Annotated in this window: 17 protein-coding genes; 7 read left to right on the top strand and 10 right to left on the bottom strand. The window is 43.7% G+C overall.

Annotated features, from left to right (window positions below):
- Positions 1-219: 219 nt before the first annotated feature.
- The 10 genes from ACHUFQ_RS03860 to gyrA form a co-directional block, all read right to left on the bottom strand.
- Positions 220-516, bottom strand: a complete 297-nt coding sequence (locus ACHUFQ_RS03860; RefSeq protein ID WP_394173150.1) for a ComEA family DNA-binding protein — start codon at positions 514-516, stop codon at positions 220-222.
- Positions 517-728: 212 nt separating this feature from the next.
- Positions 729-1,430 carry an orotidine-5'-phosphate decarboxylase gene (gene pyrF, locus ACHUFQ_RS03855; protein ID WP_394173148.1) on the bottom strand — a complete coding sequence of 234 codons (702 nt, stop codon included), beginning with the start codon at positions 1,428-1,430 and terminating at the stop codon, positions 729-731.
- 4 nt (positions 1,431-1,434) lie between these two features.
- Entirely contained in the window at positions 1,435-2,604 is a 1,170-nt protein-coding gene (lapB, locus tag ACHUFQ_RS03850; RefSeq protein ID WP_394173146.1) for a lipopolysaccharide assembly protein LapB, read from the bottom strand.
- A 28-nt stretch (positions 2,605-2,632) separates the two neighbouring features.
- Positions 2,633-2,860: a lipopolysaccharide assembly protein LapA domain-containing protein gene (locus ACHUFQ_RS03845; RefSeq protein ID WP_394173144.1), complete on the bottom strand. Its 228-nt coding sequence runs from the start codon at positions 2,858-2,860 to the stop codon at positions 2,633-2,635.
- Positions 2,861-2,925: 65 nt separating this feature from the next.
- Positions 2,926-3,213 carry an integration host factor subunit beta gene (gene ihfB / locus ACHUFQ_RS03840; protein ID WP_394173142.1) on the bottom strand — a complete coding sequence of 96 codons (288 nt, stop codon included), beginning with the start codon at positions 3,211-3,213 and terminating at the stop codon, positions 2,926-2,928.
- Positions 3,214-3,295: 82 nt separating this feature from the next.
- A complete protein-coding gene (gene rpsA / locus ACHUFQ_RS03835) occupies positions 3,296-4,957 on the bottom strand; it encodes a 30S ribosomal protein S1 (protein WP_394173140.1) in 1,662 nt (553 codons plus the stop codon).
- Positions 4,958-5,056: 99 nt separating this feature from the next.
- A complete protein-coding gene (gene cmk, locus ACHUFQ_RS03830) occupies positions 5,057-5,746 on the bottom strand; it encodes a (d)CMP kinase (protein ID WP_394173138.1) in 690 nt (229 codons plus the stop codon).
- Positions 5,739-7,073: a 3-phosphoshikimate 1-carboxyvinyltransferase gene (aroA, locus tag ACHUFQ_RS03825; RefSeq protein WP_394173136.1), complete on the bottom strand. Its 1,335-nt coding sequence runs from the start codon at positions 7,071-7,073 to the stop codon at positions 5,739-5,741. The genes cmk and aroA overlap by 8 nt, the downstream gene beginning before the upstream one ends.
- Before the next feature lie 55 nt (positions 7,074-7,128).
- Positions 7,129-8,217, bottom strand: a complete 1,089-nt coding sequence (gene serC, locus ACHUFQ_RS03820; RefSeq protein ID WP_394173134.1) for a 3-phosphoserine/phosphohydroxythreonine transaminase — start codon at positions 8,215-8,217, stop codon at positions 7,129-7,131.
- Between the two features lie 143 nt (positions 8,218-8,360).
- Complete coding sequence (gene gyrA / locus ACHUFQ_RS03815) at positions 8,361-10,991, bottom strand: DNA topoisomerase (ATP-hydrolyzing) subunit A (protein ID WP_394173132.1); 2,631 nt, start codon at positions 10,989-10,991, stop codon at positions 8,361-8,363.
- Positions 10,992-11,346: 355 nt separating this feature from the next.
- Here gyrA and ACHUFQ_RS03810 point away from each other — a divergent pair, with 355 nt between their 5' ends.
- The 7 genes from ACHUFQ_RS03810 (at position 11,347) to yfaE (ending at position 17,220) form a co-directional block, all read left to right on the top strand.
- Positions 11,347-11,559 carry a TIGR02922 family protein gene (locus tag ACHUFQ_RS03810; protein ID WP_394173130.1) on the top strand — a complete coding sequence of 71 codons (213 nt, stop codon included), beginning with the start codon at positions 11,347-11,349 and terminating at the stop codon, positions 11,557-11,559.
- A 94-nt stretch (positions 11,560-11,653) separates the two neighbouring features.
- The gene (gene ubiG, locus ACHUFQ_RS03805; RefSeq protein WP_394173128.1) at positions 11,654-12,367 is read left to right on the top strand and encodes a bifunctional 2-polyprenyl-6-hydroxyphenol methylase/3-demethylubiquinol 3-O-methyltransferase UbiG; all 714 of its coding nucleotides are present in this window, start codon (positions 11,654-11,656) and stop codon (positions 12,365-12,367) included.
- Positions 12,368-12,466: 99 nt separating this feature from the next.
- Positions 12,467-12,598 carry an HAD family hydrolase gene (locus ACHUFQ_RS03800; protein ID WP_394173126.1) on the top strand — a complete coding sequence of 44 codons (132 nt, stop codon included), beginning with the start codon at positions 12,467-12,469 and terminating at the stop codon, positions 12,596-12,598.
- A gap of 38 nt (positions 12,599-12,636) precedes the next feature.
- Positions 12,637-12,978 carry an HAD family hydrolase gene (locus tag ACHUFQ_RS03795; RefSeq protein WP_394173124.1) on the top strand — a complete coding sequence of 114 codons (342 nt, stop codon included), beginning with the start codon at positions 12,637-12,639 and terminating at the stop codon, positions 12,976-12,978.
- A 425-nt stretch (positions 12,979-13,403) separates the two neighbouring features.
- Entirely contained in the window at positions 13,404-15,677 is a 2,274-nt protein-coding gene (gene nrdA, locus ACHUFQ_RS03790) for a class 1a ribonucleoside-diphosphate reductase subunit alpha (protein WP_394173122.1), read from the top strand.
- 133 nt (positions 15,678-15,810) lie between these two features.
- The gene (gene nrdB / locus ACHUFQ_RS03785; RefSeq protein ID WP_394173121.1) at positions 15,811-16,941 is read left to right on the top strand and encodes a class Ia ribonucleoside-diphosphate reductase subunit beta; all 1,131 of its coding nucleotides are present in this window, start codon (positions 15,811-15,813) and stop codon (positions 16,939-16,941) included.
- A gap of 12 nt (positions 16,942-16,953) precedes the next feature.
- Positions 16,954-17,220 (top strand): class I ribonucleotide reductase maintenance protein YfaE, encoded by a 267-nt coding sequence (yfaE, locus tag ACHUFQ_RS03780; RefSeq protein WP_394173119.1) that lies wholly within the window; start codon positions 16,954-16,956, stop codon positions 17,218-17,220.
- Positions 17,221-17,333 lie beyond the last annotated feature (113 nt).

Below are 17,333 nucleotides of genomic sequence, written 5' to 3'. Positions count from 1 at the left end.
CCCAAGGCGATTATGAGATTGAGTCTCAGCCTTAACTAAAAAACATGGTTAATACCCACAAAAAACGCCAGCAAACGCTGGCGTTTTTTTATGCTCCCTAAACCTCGAATATTAATAGGCCTTTGCAAACACCGTAAGGCAAGTGTCTACTAATATTTAATCCTCAGATCAGCGGCTCATTAACTGCATCAGAGCATCTGATCTTCAGTACATCGAAACTTACAATCGCAGTAGGTTTGCATTTTTCGATAAAAACTTCTCACCAATGCCCTTGACGTTAAGTAGCTGTTTAACATCGGTGAATGGGCCATTTGCTTCTCGGTATTCGATGATTGCCTGAGCCTTTTTCGCACCCAATCCACGGATACTTTGTAGTTCCTCAAGATCCGCTTTATTCAGACTTACCGACTCCATGGTCACAGACTTCTCAGCTTTGCTCGATTCGGCATCAGCAGAATGGCATACGCCAGAAACAAGCGATACGCTTAACATCAGCATTAATAAAAATTTGTTCATATGTATCATCCTTAAATAAAATCTACCGACTTTCAATAACAGCTAGCCTGTCGTCTAATAAACCGTAAAAACCAGTCCAGCATAATACTGAAAGTCATATACCCACCCCGTGTGGGCATTTTAAGCTTAGGAAAAATACCAGAATTTTTTGCCAGGCAATAAAAAAGCCACCGATAAAGTGGCTTTAGATGTTGGTTAAGGTATGCAGCTATTTATGACATGAGTGACGCATTAATGCTTTTAAGAACCGCTGCAGGGTCTTCGGCTTTGGTAATTGGACGTCCAATCACTAAATAATCCACACCCACCGAAATCGCTTGTGGAGGCGTCATAATGCGCTTTTGATCATCGATACTAGCACCTTCAGGTCGGATCCCCGGTGTTATTAATTTAAATGTTTCACCTAAGGTTTGTTTTAATAGCTGAGCTTCCTGAGCCGAGCACACTACCCCGTCAAGACCTGATGTTTGCGCTAATTTAGCGAGTGCAAGAACCTGTTGCTCCGGAGTCAATTCGATGCCAAGTTCTCGTAGATCGGCAGAGCCCATGCTGGTCAGTACCGTTACAGCAATCAATAACGGCGCTTTATCACCGTAACGTTCAAGTTCCTGTTTCGCCCGCTTCATCATTGCACTGCCACCACTGGCATGGACATTTACCATCCATACCCCGAGATCAGCGGCAGCGGCAACGGCTTTGGCTACAGTATTTGGAATATCATGAAACTTAAGATCTAAAAACACATCGTAACCACGGTGTGTTAACGCTTTAACAAATTCTGGTCCGAAGTGGGTAAACATTTCTTTACCGACCTTGAGCCGACAATCTGCAGGTTCAATTTTATCAACAAAGGACAAGGCTTCCGCTTTGCTTGCAAAATCCAGGGCAACGACGACCTTAGGATCAAATGACATAAATTTACTCTCCTTCCAAACCTCTTACGGGTTTGATTTGTTCCCAATCATGACAGGATGGGCAAGACCAATAGTGAACAGTACTGTTGAAGCCGCAATTTCGGCAACTATACCTGGGGCGCAACTTTAAATACGCTGTAACCAATTCTTTGATCACATCCAGAGATTCTCGCTGAGTTTGCGAATTCTCTTCATTAATCTGCATTTTTACGAAATGTTGAAAGCCACGGATGGTAGGACGACGATGCAAGGCCGATAATAAATACTCTACCGCTTTCTCGGGCGAATGACTTTGTTGTATATGCCCTAAGTAAGTGATCAGAGCGGTACTACTTCCCGTTTTCTCAAATACATCTTTGATAAATGGGTAAAATTCGTCCTTGTGATCGCTTCGTAAATAGCAGTCGCGCATTTTATCAATTACATCAGGAAAAAACTCCTGATCTTGCAAAAATATTTCTTGGTAACAACGACAGGCTTCATTGTATTGATCTGAGTTTTCATAGACTTTGGCCATCGTAACTTTGGCGCGGCTAGAATTGGGATTTAACAGCAAAGCATGTTCAAGCAATTCCAGCTCTTTAATATATTCGTCATCCTGCATGGCCTGTTCAGCAAGCTCACAATAAAAATTTGCCAGGGAATGGTTGAGTTTTTTATCTTTTGTTTTACGTATTGTTTTTTCCAGCTTAATGCCTTTTTGCCAATCTTTGGTAGATAAGTAGATTTGTAACAGGTAAGAAAGCGCCTTAATGCCATAGGTGGGTGTTTTGATAAGCTTTAGAAACATTTTTTCTGCACGGTCAAAAAGCCCTGCGCTATGAAAGTCGCGGCCTAATTCAAATGCCGCTTGCTGTTTTTCTTTGTCAGACAATACCGATTGGCGCACCAGATATTCATGCACTTTAAGCGCTCTGTCGAGCTCACCACGGCGTCGAAATAAATTAGCCATAGCAAAATGGGCTTCAACCGTATCGTCTTCATGTTTGAGTGCTTCAAGCAGATAATCGATTGCCTTATCCTGTTGATTGGACAACAGATAATTCAATCCGGTGGAATATTTGGCAGATAAAGAATCTTTTTCGCTTTGATCCTTTTGCTTGATGCTATTTCTTCCCATAAACCAGCCGTAACCTACGGCAACAGGAAGTAATAAAAATAGCAGTTCAAACATAGCGATTATTTCTTATGGGGGATTTAAGTTAATCTGATTTCTTGCGCATAAAACGACGCTTAAAGGAAAACAGCGTAGATATCAAAACCCCTATCAAAAAGCCGATAAAGGTAAACAGACTAACGGCCTGAGAAACGCTGATTTCAGCCTTAGCAACAATATAATTCAGTTCAATAAGTTGCTCATTTTGAGAGCCAAAGACAAAGGCAATGGCCAGTAGTATAAAAAGAAATACAACCGAAATAAATAATCTCATTGGATACTCGTATCTGAAAAAAAAGGCATGCTATATAGCATGCCTTTTTCTGATGTATTCTGCAATTAAGCTAATGAAAGATTTACTCTTTCTCTCAACTCTTTTCCCGGTTTAAAGTGTGGAACGTATTTACCCGTTAGGTCAACAGATTCCCCAGTTTTGGGATTGCGTCCAACCCGTGGTGCGCGATAATGTAATGAAAAACTGCCAAATCCACGAATTTCAATACGGTCACCGCTTTCGAGGGTTTCCGCCATCATTTCCAGAATTTCCTTGGTGGCTGATTCTACATCCTTAGCTGACAAGTGATCCATCTTATCAATTAACTTCTCAATGAGTTCTGACTTGGTCATTTGACCTCCAGTTCATTTTGGCGCTAGCCGATGGATTAGAGATAGAGGAGATAAATGAATATCTCCTCACCTTAGGGCTAAATTAGCCTTTAGCGTTTTTAAATGCTTCTGCCATCGCACTCAAACCAGTGTCTTCTGCCTGGTTCAAGTTTTCCATAGCTGAACGTTCGTCAGCCTGGTCTTTCGCTTTGATAGATAGGCTGATAACGCGGTTCTTACGGTCAACACCGACGAACTTAGCTTCAACGCTGTCACCAACAGATAATTCAGTTGATGCATCTTCAACGCGCTCACGAGAGATGTCAGATACACGGATGTAACCTTCAACGCCTTCGATAAGAGTTACCTTAGCACCCTTAGCGTCAACTTCAGCTACAGTACCAGTAACAATAGCACCTTTTTTGTTGTCTGTCAGATACATATTGAACGGATCATCTTCAGTTTGCTTAACGCCTAAAGAGATACGCTCACGCTCTGGATCAACCTGTAGGACAACAGCTGAGATCTCATCGCCTTTCTTGTATTCACGAACAACTTCTTCACCGCCATTCCAAGAAATGTCAGATAAGTGAACAAGACCGTCGATACCACCGTCAAGACCGATAAAGATACCAAAGTCAGTGATTGACTTGATCTTACCGCTAACTTTATCACCCTTGTTGAAGTTCTTAGCGAACTCTTCCCATGGGTTCGGGATACATTGCTTAAGACCAAGAGAAATACGACGACGCTCTTCGTCAATTTCAAGAACCATAACTTCAACTTCATCACCCAAGTTAACAACTTTAGATGGGTGGATGTTTTTGTTAGTCCAATCCATTTCAGAAACGTGAACTAGACCTTCAACGCCTTCCTGGATTTCAACGAAACAACCGTAGTCAGTTAGGTTAGTGACACGACCTGTTAGTTTAGAACCTTCAGGGAAACGGTTAGCAATTGCTGCCCATGGATCTTCACCCAACTGCTTCATACCTAGTGATACACGGGTACGCTCGCGGTCGAACTTAAGAACTTTAACTGGGATTTCATCACCAACATTAACGATTTCACTTGGGTGCTTAACACGCTTCCAAGCCATATCAGTAATGTGTAGTAGACCATCGATGCCGCCAAGATCAACGAATGCACCGTAGTCAGTAAGGTTCTTAACGATACCTTTAACTTCTTGGCCTTCTTGAAGAGACTCAAGTAGTTGATCACGTTCAACACTGCTTTCAGATTCGATAACAGCACGACGAGATACAACAACGTTATTACGCTTTTGATCAAGCTTAATAACTTTGAATTCTAGATCTTTGCCTTCCAAGTGAGCAGTGTCACGTACTGGACGTACGTCAACTAGAGAACCTGGTAAGAAAGCACGAATGTTGCTAACTTCAACTGTGAAGCCGCCTTTAACTTTACCGTTGATAACACCGATAACAGTTTCTTTTTCTTCGTAAGCCTTCTCAAGGAACTGCCAAGCTTCGAAGCGCTTAGCTTTTTCACGAGAAAGGATAGTTTCACCGAAACCGTCATCAGTAGCGTCAAGCGCTACGTCAACTGAATCGCCAACGTTGATTTCAACTTCACCAGAAGTGTTCTTGAACTGATCAAGAGAGATAACACTCTCAGATTTAAGGCCAGCGTCAACAAGAACGTTGTCTTTGTTAATTGCAACAACGGTACCTTTGATGATGGAACCAGGACGTGTTTCGATTTCTTTTAAGCTTTCTTCAAAAAGCTGTGCAAAATTTTCAGTCATAACTTGTAAGTTAACTCAGTTATTAATCCACTCAACGTACATGTATTGTGGGGTTGTTAAAAAAGTTCACTATCTTCCTTGCAGTAAACTACTTTGGAATTAAAAAAATTCCGATAATTTTTCATTAGCAAATGCCAGTATTTTTTCTACGACCTGAGGCACGCTCAGCTCAGTAGAATCAACCAACAACGCACCTTCTGCAGGCAACAACGGCGCCACTGAACGATTCTGATCACGCTCATCTCGCTGTTTGATGTCCGCCAAAAGGCGCCCGATGTTAACATCAATGCCCTTATCTTGCAACTGAAGCATACGGCGTTTAGCACGTTCTTCCGGGCTTGCTGTTAAAAATACTTTAACTGGCGCATCCGGGAACACTACGGTTCCCATGTCACGCCCATCAGCCAGCAGACCTGGCATTTGTTTAAACGCCCGTTGGCGCCTTAATAATGCCTCGCGTACCCGTGGAAATGCGGCAACTTTTGATGCTATCGCCCCGACTTCTTCGGTGCGAATAACATTAGTCACATCTTCGCCTTCAAGTAAAACCCGGGACTCGCCTTTTTCCTGAATATCAAATTCCACATCCAGATGCGATGCCAGAGGAATCAACGCTTCCTCACTTTCAATATCAATATTATGGTGATTGGTGGCAACCGCCAAAACGCGATAAATTGCCCCACTATCAAGCAGATTCCATCCTAGTTGTTCCGCCACAATCCTGGCAACGGTACCCTTCCCAGCGCCGCTGGGACCATCAATGGTGATTAAAGGGATTTGTTCATTCATTTACTAATTCCTGAGTAATATTTAGACCCACTTCATTAGCAAGTTCGACAAAAACAGGAAATGAAGTGGCTACGTTATCGCAGTCCAATATGCGGATTGTACCACTAGAGCGTAGCGAACTGATAGCAAAAGCCATCGCAATTCGATGATCGTGCTGGCTATCAACCGTTCCCGTGGTTAACTTACCGCCAGTGATATCAATGCCGTCCTCATACACGGTACATTCAATACCCAGGATCTCAAGGCCATCGGCCATTGCCTGGATGCGATCACTTTCTTTTACCCGTAATTCTTCGGCATTTCTTAAACGAGTCACGCCTTTGGCACAGGCGGCGGCAATAAATATAGCCGGGAATTCATCAATAGCAAGAGGGACGTCAGCATCATCAATGTCGCAGCCCTTAAGCTCACTGGCATGAACAATCAAGTCCGCAACTGGCTCATCGCCAGCCTTACGGGCATTAACCACTTCAATATTGGCGCCCATTTTACGAACGATGTTTAACACACCAATACGCGTTGGGTTCATACCAACATTGCGTAACGTTAGTGTGCCCTGTTTGGCGATCAACCCTGCAATAATAAAAAAGGTGGCCGAAGAAATATCGCCAGGTACGGTGATATCACAGGCGGTGAGTTTGCCACCACCCTCGATAGACACCTTATTGCCGTCTACGTTCACCGGATAACCGAACGCATTCAGCATGCGCTCTGTATGATCTCGGGTTATGCCAGGTTCCGTAACAACGGTTGTACCTTGCGCATACATACCAGCAAGTAGTACACAAGATTTAACCTGAGCAGAAGCCATAGGCAATGGATAATCAATGGCAGTTAATTGACTGTTGCCAGCAACTTTTAGCGGTGGTGTGCCATCATCGGTAGCACTGATATTCGCGCCCATTTGCTGCAAAGGATTGACGACCCGCATCATCGGACGTTTATTCAATGACTCATCACCAATCATTTCACTGGCAAATGCCTGCCCCGCCAGTATCCCGGATAACAGTCGAATCGAAGTCCCTGAGTTACCAACATCCATCGCTTGCTTCGGCGCTTTCAAACCATGCATACCGACACCGTGAACAACAACGTTGTTATCTTTATCCGGACCTTGAATATCCACACCCATCGCCTTAAACGCATTCATTGTCGCCAGGCAATCCTGACCCGGTAAAAAGCCACGGATATGACTTGTACCTTCCGCCAATGAGGCAAACATAATCGAACGATGAGAAACGGACTTATCACCGGGAATGGTAATATCGCCATTGACCGGTCCGGCAGGCTTAGCATTGAAAATCAGAGTTGAAGATGACTGGGTCATGGGTACTTCCTTTTTTACTTCGGTTTAGTAATTTTTATTAATTTAATATCTGGTATTAACGATGATGCTGCTCGGCAAAAAGTTGCATAAATTCAATCAAGGCATCAACCCCCTCTATCGGCATGGCATTGTATATGCTTGCTCGCATACCGCCTACCGAACGATGCCCTTTTAATGCCAACAGCCCGGCCGCTTTTGCCTGCTGCAAAAACGCCGTATTCAGGCTCTCATCTCGTAAGTAAAATGGTACATTCATGGTGCTGCGATTTGCGGTCGCGATTTTACTGGTATAAAAGTCGCTTTGCTCAATGTAATCATACAAGCGATTAGCTTTATTGCGGTTGCGCGCTTCCATAGCCGTTAAACCGCCAAGTTCTTTAAGCCAGCTAAATACCAAACTTGCCAGATACCAGGCATACGTTGGCGGCGTATTGAACATCGAGTCATTATTTGCCAGTGTCTGATAGTTAAAAATCTCGGGCACCGTAGGCATCGCTCTGCCCAATAAGTCTTCGCGGACAATAACAATTGTCAATCCCGAAGGGCCGATGTTCTTCTGTGCACCCGCATAAATCAATCCAAACTTACTGACATCGATGGGTCTTGATAAGATCGTCGACGACATATCTGCAACCAAAGGCACTTCGCCGGTATCTGGTAGCTCAAATATTTCGATACCATCGACGGTTTCATTCGGGCAATAATGCACGTAATCAGCATCCGTGGACAAATCCCATTGTGACGACGGCAGCACCTGTTTTTCACCCTGGATCTCAACAACCGGTTCTAATACGTGAATGTCGCCGTACTTTTTTGCCTCAGAAACAGCGCTTTTCGACCAGGAGCCGGTGACGATATAATCCGCCTTGCCTGTTTTGGTCAGCAAATTTTGTGGTACGGCTGAAAATTGCCCTCGCCCACCGCCGTGACAAAACAGCACCTTATAGTTATCCGGAATATCTAAAATGTCCCGAAGATCTTGCTCGGCTTTTGCCGCCAATGCCATAAACTCAGGGCCCCGATGGCTTAACTCCATGACCGAACAACCAGTATGATTCCAGTTTAAAAACTCTGCCTGAGCTAGAGCCATTACCGGTTTAGGTAACATTGCAGGACCGGCACAAAAATTATAAATCTCTTTCATCAAAAACAACTTTTACAGATTAACTAATCGTGAAACCTTGCCTTAAATATGGCAGCGGCTAAAACCAACAGTCAGGAACGAGTCCTGACCAGAAAAAAAATGAGCGGTAAAAACCGCCCATTTATTATGTCGTGTAAAAAACTTTACTCGTCATCCGCCTCAGGCGCTGCGTCTTGCGCAGGTTCAGAGCTGTCTGTAGTTTGCTCCTCACCATCAACGTCCGCCTCATCTACCTCAGGCTCTTCTTCGATTTCATCAATGCGTTGCAAACCTACAACGTGTTCGTCGTCGGCCGTTCTTATCAACCGAACCCCTTGGGTGTTGCGGCCAATAATGCTGACTTCATTAACACGGGTACGAACCAGTGTACCATTGTCGGTAATCAACATGATTTCATCGGCGTCTTCTACCTGAACCGCACCAACCACTGAACCATTACGATCGCTGACTTTAATCGACACAACCCCTTTGGTTGCACGACTTTTCGCTGGGTATTCCTCAAGTTCAGTACGTTTACCGTAACCATTTTCCGTAACCGTTAAAATCGGTCCCTGGTTTTTCGGCACAATTAACGACACAACTTTTTGCGCTTCATCAAGCTTCATGCCGCGAACACCGGTAGCCGTTCGACCTACAGTACGTACCCCTTGCTCATGGAAACGAACCACTTTGCCTTCATCGGAGAACAACATGATTTCGCTGTCACCATTGGTAATATCAACACCAATTAAGGTATCGTCATCACGCAGATTTAACGCGATAATACCGTTTGCACGTGGACGAGAATATGCCGTCAATGGTGTTTTCTTAACCGTACCAGATGCCGTTGCCATGAAGATAAATTTATCTTCTTCGTATTCACGAACCGGTAAAATGGCGGTGATACGCTCATCGCTTTCTAGTGGCAATAAGTTAACAATTGGACGTCCTCGGGCAGTACGTGTCGCCAGAGGTAATTGATACACTTTCAGCCAGTACATACGACCGCGGTTCGAGAAACACAAGATAGTGTCATGGGTATTAGCGACCAACAAACGTTCAATGAAGTCTTCTTCTTTCATCTTGGTTGCGGCTTTACCTTTACCACCCCGACGCTGAGACTCATATTCAGACAACGGCTGATATTTCACATAGCCTTCGTGCGATAAGGTAACAACAACATCTTCTTCATTGATCAAGTCTTCAAGTGACAAATCATGAGAAGCGAGTGAGATTTCAGTACGACGTTCATCACCAAATTCTTCACGAATGGCTTCTAATTCTTCACGAATCACTTCCATCAAGCGCTCAGGGCTGCCAAGAATATGTAGCAATTCCGCGATAAAGTCTAATAACTCTTTGTACTCGTTTAGAATTTTTTCATGTTCTAAACCAGTTAATTTGTGCAGACGTAAATCAAGAATGGCTTGCGCCTGTTGTACGGTTAAGTAGTACTTTCCGTCACGAATACCAAATTCAGGTTCCAGCCATTCCGGACGCGCTGCATCATTACCAGCACGCTCCAGCATTTCCGACACATTACCCAGATTCCAACCATTGCTGACCAAACCTTCTTTGGCTTGTGCAGGTGTTGGTGAGTTTTTGATTAACTCGATGATAGGGTCGATATTGCTAAGTGCTACCGCTAAACCTTCAAGAATATGTGCACGCTCGCGCGCTTTGCGTAATTCAAAGATGGTACGACGAGTAACCACTTCCCGGCGATGGAGAATAAACGCTTCCAGCATTTCTTTCAGATTAAACAGTTTTGGTTGACCATCCGTCAACGCAACCATGTTCATACCAAAAGAAACCTGCATCTGGGTCAGTTTATAAAGGTTATTTAGAACCACTTCCCCAACTTCGCCGCGCTTAACCTCAATAACCATGCGCATACCGTCTTTATCAGACTCATCGCGCAGGGCTGAAATACCTTCAAGACGTTTTTCTTTAACCAACTCGGCCATTTTTTCAATCAGGCGAGCTTTGTTAACCTGATAAGGAAGTTCATGGACGACAATGGTTTCTTTACCTGTCTTGTCGTCGACTTCTATCTCGGCTCGAGCACGAATATTTAACTTACCACGGCCAGTGCGATAAGCTTCCTGGATCCCTGCTTTACCACTGATAATACCTGCCGTTGGAAAATCCGGACCAGGAATATATTCAAACAATTCTTCAATGGTGATATCCGAATTATCAATCATGGCGATACAGCCATTGACAACTTCGGTTAGGTTATGAGGCGGGATATTGGTTGCCATACCAACCGCGATACCCGAAGAACCGTTTACTAACAGGTTTGGTACCCGGGTAGGCATAACAGCCGGCATCTGTTCCTGACCATCATAGTTGGGAACAAAATCAACCGTTTCTTTTTCTAGATCCGCGAGTAATGCATGGGAAATTTTCTGCATGCGGATTTCGGTATAACGCATGGCTGCCGCGGAATCACCGTCGACAGAACCAAAGTTACCCTGTCCATCTACAAGCATGTAGCGTAAGGAGAATGGTTGCGCCATACGAACAATGGTGTCATAAACAGCTGTATCACCATGAGGGTGATATTTACCGATTACGTCACCAACGACACGGGCCGATTTCTTATAGCCCTTATTCCAATCGTTACCCAAATCGTGCATTGCATACAACACACGGCGATGAACAGGTTTCAGACCATCACGTACATCGGGTAGGGCCCGTCCTACGATTACACTCATCGCATAATCCAGGTAAGACGTTTTCAATTCGTCTTCGATGTTAACTGGAATGATTTCTTTTGCCAGATCGGTCATAAAATGATGCTTTCCCTAAATCAGCAAGTTGCTTTATCTATTTTTTATTGGTGCAGAATACTAGCATAAAACGCGAATGTTCTGCACGGCTTTATTAAGCTTCTGACGTTAACAAACTTCCCGGAAAATTAGTAGCATTAATTACACCTGAAGGTAAATTTACTGTGAATTAAAATTCCTTTGCGACACAACACAAATCACATATCGCGGTTTACATACCTACTAGGGTTAGATATATAATGGGTCCAGCACAAAAATAATGTTCAGCCTTACAATAAGGTCGGTCGAGTTATTGATTGATTTTTCTCTTGTACCGGGCTGCGCTTGCAAAGATTCAGGATCAGCCAATTTAGCTATGAGCAGCAACGATACCCCTTTGACGACAGTGACGGTACTTTATTATGACATTCACTCTCTGGAATTTAATTATCAGGTCGGGCAATTTCCCAAAGCGGAGCAAGGCCGGGTGATCATTGATGATGAATTCAAACGTGATAAATCCATTATTGCGGTTTGTCGTGGTGAGGTGAAAATACTAAATAAAATCGGCGATCGCATTAACGAATAGTTTTTCGTGCATTGTTCGCCATCATACGTGTTGATAACTTAACTGGCTGTTTTATCTAAGCCAACCAGATTAACCCCAGTCGGATTCGCAAATTATGAGCCAAGACGTAAACGTCAACCCGCAAGAAATCGCAAAGTTTGAAAAAGTCGCCAGCCAATGGTGGGATACCGAGGGTGATTTTAAACCCTTGCATCAGATTAACCCATTACGGCTGAGTTTTATTCAATCCCATTGCGGTTCGCTGTTCGATTTAACCACCATAGATGTAGGTTGTGGCGGCGGTATTCTGGCGGAAAGCATGGCACGCATTGGGGCAAGTGTTACCGGCATTGACTTAGGAGAAGAACCTTTAAATATTGCTAGGTTGCATGCCTTGGAAGCCGGTATTGACGTAGATTATGAAAAAATCCCGGTTGAAGAGAAAGCTAAGCTTGTACCCGAGCATTTTGATTTGGTTACCTGTATGGAAATGCTCGAGCATGTACCGGATCCCCAGTCCATTGTAACGGCCTGTGCGGCGATGCTAAAACCTGGCGGAAAAGCATTTTTCTCAACCCTGAATAAAACAACCAAATCCTATTTGTTAGCGATTGTCGCTGCGGAAAAGTTACTGAAGCTTGTCCCTGACGGCACCCACGACTGGAATAAATTTATTCGCCCTTCGCAACTGATTGGCTGGGCGGAGGCGGCAGGTCTTCGCTGTATCGATGCCACAGGCATTCATTACAACCCCATCAATGAAAACCATAAACTGGCTCCGGGACTGGATGTGAATTACTTGCTGGCATTCGAAAAGCCGGTTGAATAAACAAGCAGTGCATAAATCTCGGTGTCTGTTGATAGTTTTTGCTTCCTCTATCGTATGAACCATCATACCAATCAGCACTCAGAATCGACGGGTTTCATCATGAGACAATGGCAAGGAAAAGGCGTACTGTTTGATTTAGACGGTACTCTGGTTGACACAGCGGCGGATCTGCACGCAACGTTAAACCGGTTGCTGGACCAATATCAACTTCCAAAGATCAGCCTCGCCTAAAAGCCTTTAAATTCTCACTGAGTGAGCAATAATTTAATGTGATTGGTATTACCAACAAGCCCACCTGTTTAACGCTGCCGTTATTGGAAAAGCTTCCCCTGCTCAACGGTGCAAAAGCACTGGTTTGCGGCGATACCTTAGCGTTTAAAAAGCCTCATCCGGCACCAATGCACTATGCCAGAGATGCCTTAAACATCAGCCAGGGCCACAATATTTTGTATGTCGGCGACGCCCAGCGTGACATTGACGCTGGCAATGCGGCTAATATGCACACCGCTATCGCTTCATGGGGCTACATCAATCCAGATGCAAACATTAAAAACTGGGGTGCCAGGTTTTTACTTGATGCGCCTGGAGCACTGTTAGAGCTTACATTTTAGACGAATTGAACAAACAATACCCAAGAGCTTAATTTACTGTTTTAAATAGGGATTTTTAAAGTCAATTAATAGTAGCAATGAACAAAAAAAAATAATCTATGGTCGCAGTAAAATAATTTAATTTTAATAAATAACGCTTGCATTTTACTTAGTATGTTTTTCACAGGTGCTAGTAAGTTAGTTACCACTAACCTAAATTCACTAACTAAATTCATCGTAAATAAATGCCAGATCTCAGGGGTTGCATTAACCGCCAAACCTCATTATCTTGTGACTATATCTTGTAATACCCCCTAGATATTGTGCATTTATTTTCAACAGCCACTATTGGCAAGTTGACTTGGTTTTAACGAATCATCAAATTTTATTGGTGATTATCAATAAAAATAAAAAAATAAATATAAAACATTAATTACAGGTTTTTCATGAACAGCAACCTCTTTGTAACCAAACGGAACGGGCAAAAAGAACCCATCGATTTAGACAAGATCCATAAAGTCATTGACTGGGCAGCTGAGGGACTAGAATCAGTTTCTGTGTCTCAAGTAGAGCTAAAATCACACATTCAATTTTATGATGGCATTAAAACGGAAGATATACATGAAACCATCATCAAAGCAGCCGCCGATTTAATCAGTGAAGAAGCGCCAGACTATCAATATCTGGCGGCTCGATTAGCGATTTTTCATCTGCGTAAAAAAGCCTATGGCAAATATGAGCCACCGGCGCTGCACGAACACGTATTAAAGCTGGTAGAAACGGGCAAATATGATAAGCATCTGATTGAAGATTACAGTGCTGAAGAATTTGCTACGATGGATGCGTTTATCGATCACGAACGTGACAAAACGTTCAGCTACGCGGCCGTAAAGCAACTCGAAGGTAAGTATCTGGTGCAAAACCGTGTCAACGGTGAAATTTATGAAAGTGCCCAGTTTTTATATGTCCTCGTTGCCGCGTGTCTTTTTGCCAAGTATCCAAAAGAAAATCGATTGGATTATGTCAAGGGTTTCTACGATGCGATTTCGATGTTCAAGATTTCCTTGCCAACGCCAATTATGGCCGGAGTACGCACACCAACTCGCCAGTTCTCATCTTGTGTTTTGATAGAGACTGGAGATAGCCTGGATTCGATCAACGCCTCAACTAGCGCAATTGTTAAATACGTATCGCAACGTGCAGGTATCGGCATAAATGCGGGTCGTATTCGTGCTCTAGGAAGCTCGATTCGCAACGGCGAAGCATTCCATACAGGTTGTATCCCATTTTATAAGCATTTTCAGACAGCAGTAAAAAGCTGTTCTCAAGGTGGTGTTCGTGGTGGTGCTGCTACCTTGTTTTACCCACTATGGCATTTAGAAGTTGAAAGCCTGCTGGTGCTTAAAAACAACCGTGGTGTTGAAGAAAACCGTGTCCGTCACCTAGATTATGGTGTGCAATTTAATAAGCTGATGTACCAGCGTTTGATTAAAGGTGACTATATCACCTTGTTCAGCCCGTCTGATGTACCTGGCTTGTATGATGCGTTCTTTGAAGATCAGGATAAATTTGAGCAACTTTACGTGCAGTACGAAGCCGATGCGTCGATTCGTAAAAAGCGCGTAAAAGCGATTGAGTTGTTTACCTTGTTTGCCCAAGAGCGTGCCAGCACAGGTCGAATTTATCTGCAAAATGTCGACCATTGTAATACTCACAGTCCGTTCGACCCAAGCGTTGCACCGGTTCGTCAATCGAATCTGTGTTTAGAAATTGCATTGCCGACCAAACCGTTTGAAGATGTCAACGATCCTAATGGTGAAATCGCTCTGTGTACCCTTTCTGCGTTCAATCTAGGTAAGATTGACAGTCTGGATGAGTTAGACGGTCTTGCTGACCTGGCGGTACGTGCCCTGGACAGCTTGCTTGATTATCAGGATTACCCGGTACCGGCTGCACTGTCGGCCACGATGGGACGTCGTACACTCGGTATAGGTGTTATTAATTACGCATACTACCTTGCCAAAAATGGCGTTTATTATTCTAATGGTAGTGCCAACAATCTGACCCACCGTACGTTTGAAGCGATTCAATATTACTTGTTGAAAGCATCAAACCAGCTGGCAAAAGAGCAAGGCGCGTGCCCGAAATTTAACGAAACCCGTTTATCACAAGGTATCCTGCCAATCGATACCTATAAACGCGAAATCGACAAGGTCACCAGCGAACCATTACATTTGGATTGGGAAGGCTTACGCGAAAGCATCAAACAACACGGTGTACGTAACTCTACCGTTTCCGCGTTGATGCCGTCTGAGACGTCTTCACAGATTTCCAATGCGACTAATGGCATTGAACCTCCGCGCGGCCTTATTAGCGTAAAAGCCAGTAAAGACGGCGTGTTAAAACAGGTTGTTCCTGAATATGAACGTCTAAAAGACAATTATGAGCTGCTTTGGAATATCCCGAGCAATGAAGGTTATCTTGAACTGGTTGGTATCATGCAAAAATTTGTCGACCAGACGATATCTGCCAATACCAATTACGACCCGTCGAAATTCGAAAATGGCAAAGTGCCGGTAAAACAAATCCTTAAAGATTTGCTGTTAGCATACAAATTAGGGGTTAAAACCATGTACTACCACAACACTCGCGATGGTGCTGATGACAGCATGGGTGATATGGAAGATGATGGCTGTGCCGGCGGCGCTTGTAAGATATAAGCGTTCGGTCGATTGACCGAATAAACATTACAGAGACCCCAGTGCACTTTCCCCTTTAAGTCGCTGAGGTTTCTTTCGTTTTAATTTACCGAATTTTTAGCCAGTTCCAATGACCGGAGCTGCAGGAGCAAACATGACGTATTCAACGTTTAACCGAGTAAAAAATGATCCATTACTCGAGCCGATGTTCATGGGTAACACAGTCAATGTTTCCCGATATGATCAACAAAAACATCCTATTTTTGAGAAACTGATTGAGAAACAACTTTCCTTCTTCTGGCGACCTGAAGAAGTGGATATTTCCAAAGATCGCGCCGACTGGCAGTCGCTGACTAATTCTGAGCGCCATATCTTTATCTCTAATTTGAAATATCAAACGCTTTTAGATTCAATCGCAGCGCGTAGCGTCAACGTTTGTTTATTGCCGCTGGTTTCGATACCCGAGTTAGAAACCTGGATTGAGACCTGGGGCTTTTACGAAACAATTCATTCGCGTTCATATACACATATTTTGCGTAATCTGTTCACCGATCCGAGTGAAGTGTTTGATGATATTGTTATCAACGAAAATATTCTTAACCGTGCCAGCGCCATTTCTCAGTACTTTGACCGGTTGATATTGCTATCTCAGCTATATCAGTCACAAGGTGAAGGTACCTATGATATCGAAGGCGAACAGGTTGTTGTAAACCAGCGCGAAATCAAAAAGGCCCTGTATTTTTCGGTATGTTCCACCAATGCCTTGGAGGCCATTCGTTTTTACGTGTCTTTTGCCTGCTCATTTGCATTTGCCGAACGTGAATTGCTTGAAGGCAATGCCAAAATTATTAAGCTGATTGCTCGTGATGAAGCCGTACACTTAACCGCGACTCAACATATTTTAAATCTATGGGCATCGGGTAAAGATGATCCGGAAATGGCTGAGATTAGCAAAGAGTTTCATGATGAAGGTCTGCAGTTATTTTTAGACGTGATCGAGCAGGAAAAAGAATGGGCGGATTACCTGTTTAAAGATGGCTCTATGATCGGTCTGAATGCTGAAATCCTGAAGCAATACATTGAGTACTTATCGAATCAACGTTTATCCGCCATCGGCTATGAACCACAATTTGCGATTAAGTCTAACCCACTACCGTGGATCAACGCCTACCTGTCCAGCGATAATGTTCAGGTCGCGCCGCAGGAAACCGAAATCTCTTCGTACTTAGTCGGTCAAACCGACAGCGCTGTTGATAGCAGTGACTTCGAAGACTTCGATTTATAAATTACTGCCAAAATGGGACATAAAGTTTGTGTTAATGACCAGGTAATCGACAGCGATTTCGATAATCAGTCGCACACTAGCTTGTTGGAGTTTTTTGAACACCATAATATTGATGCCCATTATCACTGTCGCGACGGGTTTTGCGGAGCCTGTCGCGTTGATTTACACCAGGGAACAATAGAATACACCAATGGTGAACCTCTGGCGTTTATTCGCGACGGAGAAATTCTGCTCTGTTGTAGTATCCCAACCTCCGATATAAAACTATCTTGCGATTGATCGGCGCTCCCGTCACCTTATCCTTTACCTAACCTGTTATACCAATCACATTAAGTTTGTGCACAACTCAGAGTTAGGGCAGAGGTTCAGTTACCACATAGATTTTATTGATA

This window comes from Thalassotalea litorea (assembly GCF_043642205.1).
In the GTDB taxonomy this organism is placed as follows: domain Bacteria; phylum Pseudomonadota; class Gammaproteobacteria; order Enterobacterales; family Alteromonadaceae; genus Thalassotalea_A; species Thalassotalea_A litorea.
Note: the sequence above shows the minus strand (reverse complement) of the source record. Positions and strands in the feature narration are given on the sequence as shown.

What these genes read in the sequence shown, in the direction of transcription:
- ACHUFQ_RS03810 (WP_394173130.1), top strand. Translation starts at nt 11,347, where the DNA reads ATGAGCAGCAACGATACCCCTTTGACGACAGTGACGGTACTTTATTAT.
- pyrF (WP_394173148.1), bottom strand. Translation starts at nt 1,430, where the DNA reads ATGTCATTTGATCCTAAGGTCGTCGTTGCCCTGGATTTTGCAAGCAAA.
- ubiG (WP_394173128.1), top strand. Translation starts at nt 11,654, where the DNA reads ATGAGCCAAGACGTAAACGTCAACCCGCAAGAAATCGCAAAGTTTGAA.
- ihfB (WP_394173142.1), bottom strand. Translation starts at nt 3,213, where the DNA reads ATGACCAAGTCAGAACTCATTGAGAAGTTAATTGATAAGATGGATCAC.
- cmk (WP_394173138.1), bottom strand. Translation starts at nt 5,746, where the DNA reads ATGAATGAACAAATCCCTTTAATCACCATTGATGGTCCCAGCGGCGCT.
- ACHUFQ_RS03845 (WP_394173144.1), bottom strand. Translation starts at nt 2,860, where the DNA reads ATGAGATTATTTATTTCGGTTGTATTTCTTTTTATACTACTGGCCATT.
- yfaE (WP_394173119.1), top strand. Translation starts at nt 16,954, where the DNA reads ATGGGACATAAAGTTTGTGTTAATGACCAGGTAATCGACAGCGATTTC.
- lapB (WP_394173146.1), bottom strand. Translation starts at nt 2,604, where the DNA reads ATGTTTGAACTGCTATTTTTATTACTTCCTGTTGCCGTAGGTTACGGC.
- nrdA (WP_394173122.1), top strand. Translation starts at nt 13,404, where the DNA reads ATGAACAGCAACCTCTTTGTAACCAAACGGAACGGGCAAAAAGAACCC.
- nrdB (WP_394173121.1), top strand. Translation starts at nt 15,811, where the DNA reads ATGACGTATTCAACGTTTAACCGAGTAAAAAATGATCCATTACTCGAG.
- aroA (WP_394173136.1), bottom strand. Translation starts at nt 7,073, where the DNA reads ATGACCCAGTCATCTTCAACTCTGATTTTCAATGCTAAGCCTGCCGGA.
- rpsA (WP_394173140.1), bottom strand. Translation starts at nt 4,957, where the DNA reads ATGACTGAAAATTTTGCACAGCTTTTTGAAGAAAGCTTAAAAGAAATC.
- gyrA (WP_394173132.1), bottom strand. Translation starts at nt 10,991, where the DNA reads ATGACCGATCTGGCAAAAGAAATCATTCCAGTTAACATCGAAGACGAA.
- ACHUFQ_RS03800 (WP_394173126.1), top strand. Translation starts at nt 12,467, where the DNA reads ATGAGACAATGGCAAGGAAAAGGCGTACTGTTTGATTTAGACGGTACT.
- serC (WP_394173134.1), bottom strand. Translation starts at nt 8,217, where the DNA reads ATGAAAGAGATTTATAATTTTTGTGCCGGTCCTGCAATGTTACCTAAA.
- ACHUFQ_RS03860 (WP_394173150.1), bottom strand. Translation starts at nt 516, where the DNA reads ATGAACAAATTTTTATTAATGCTGATGTTAAGCGTATCGCTTGTTTCT.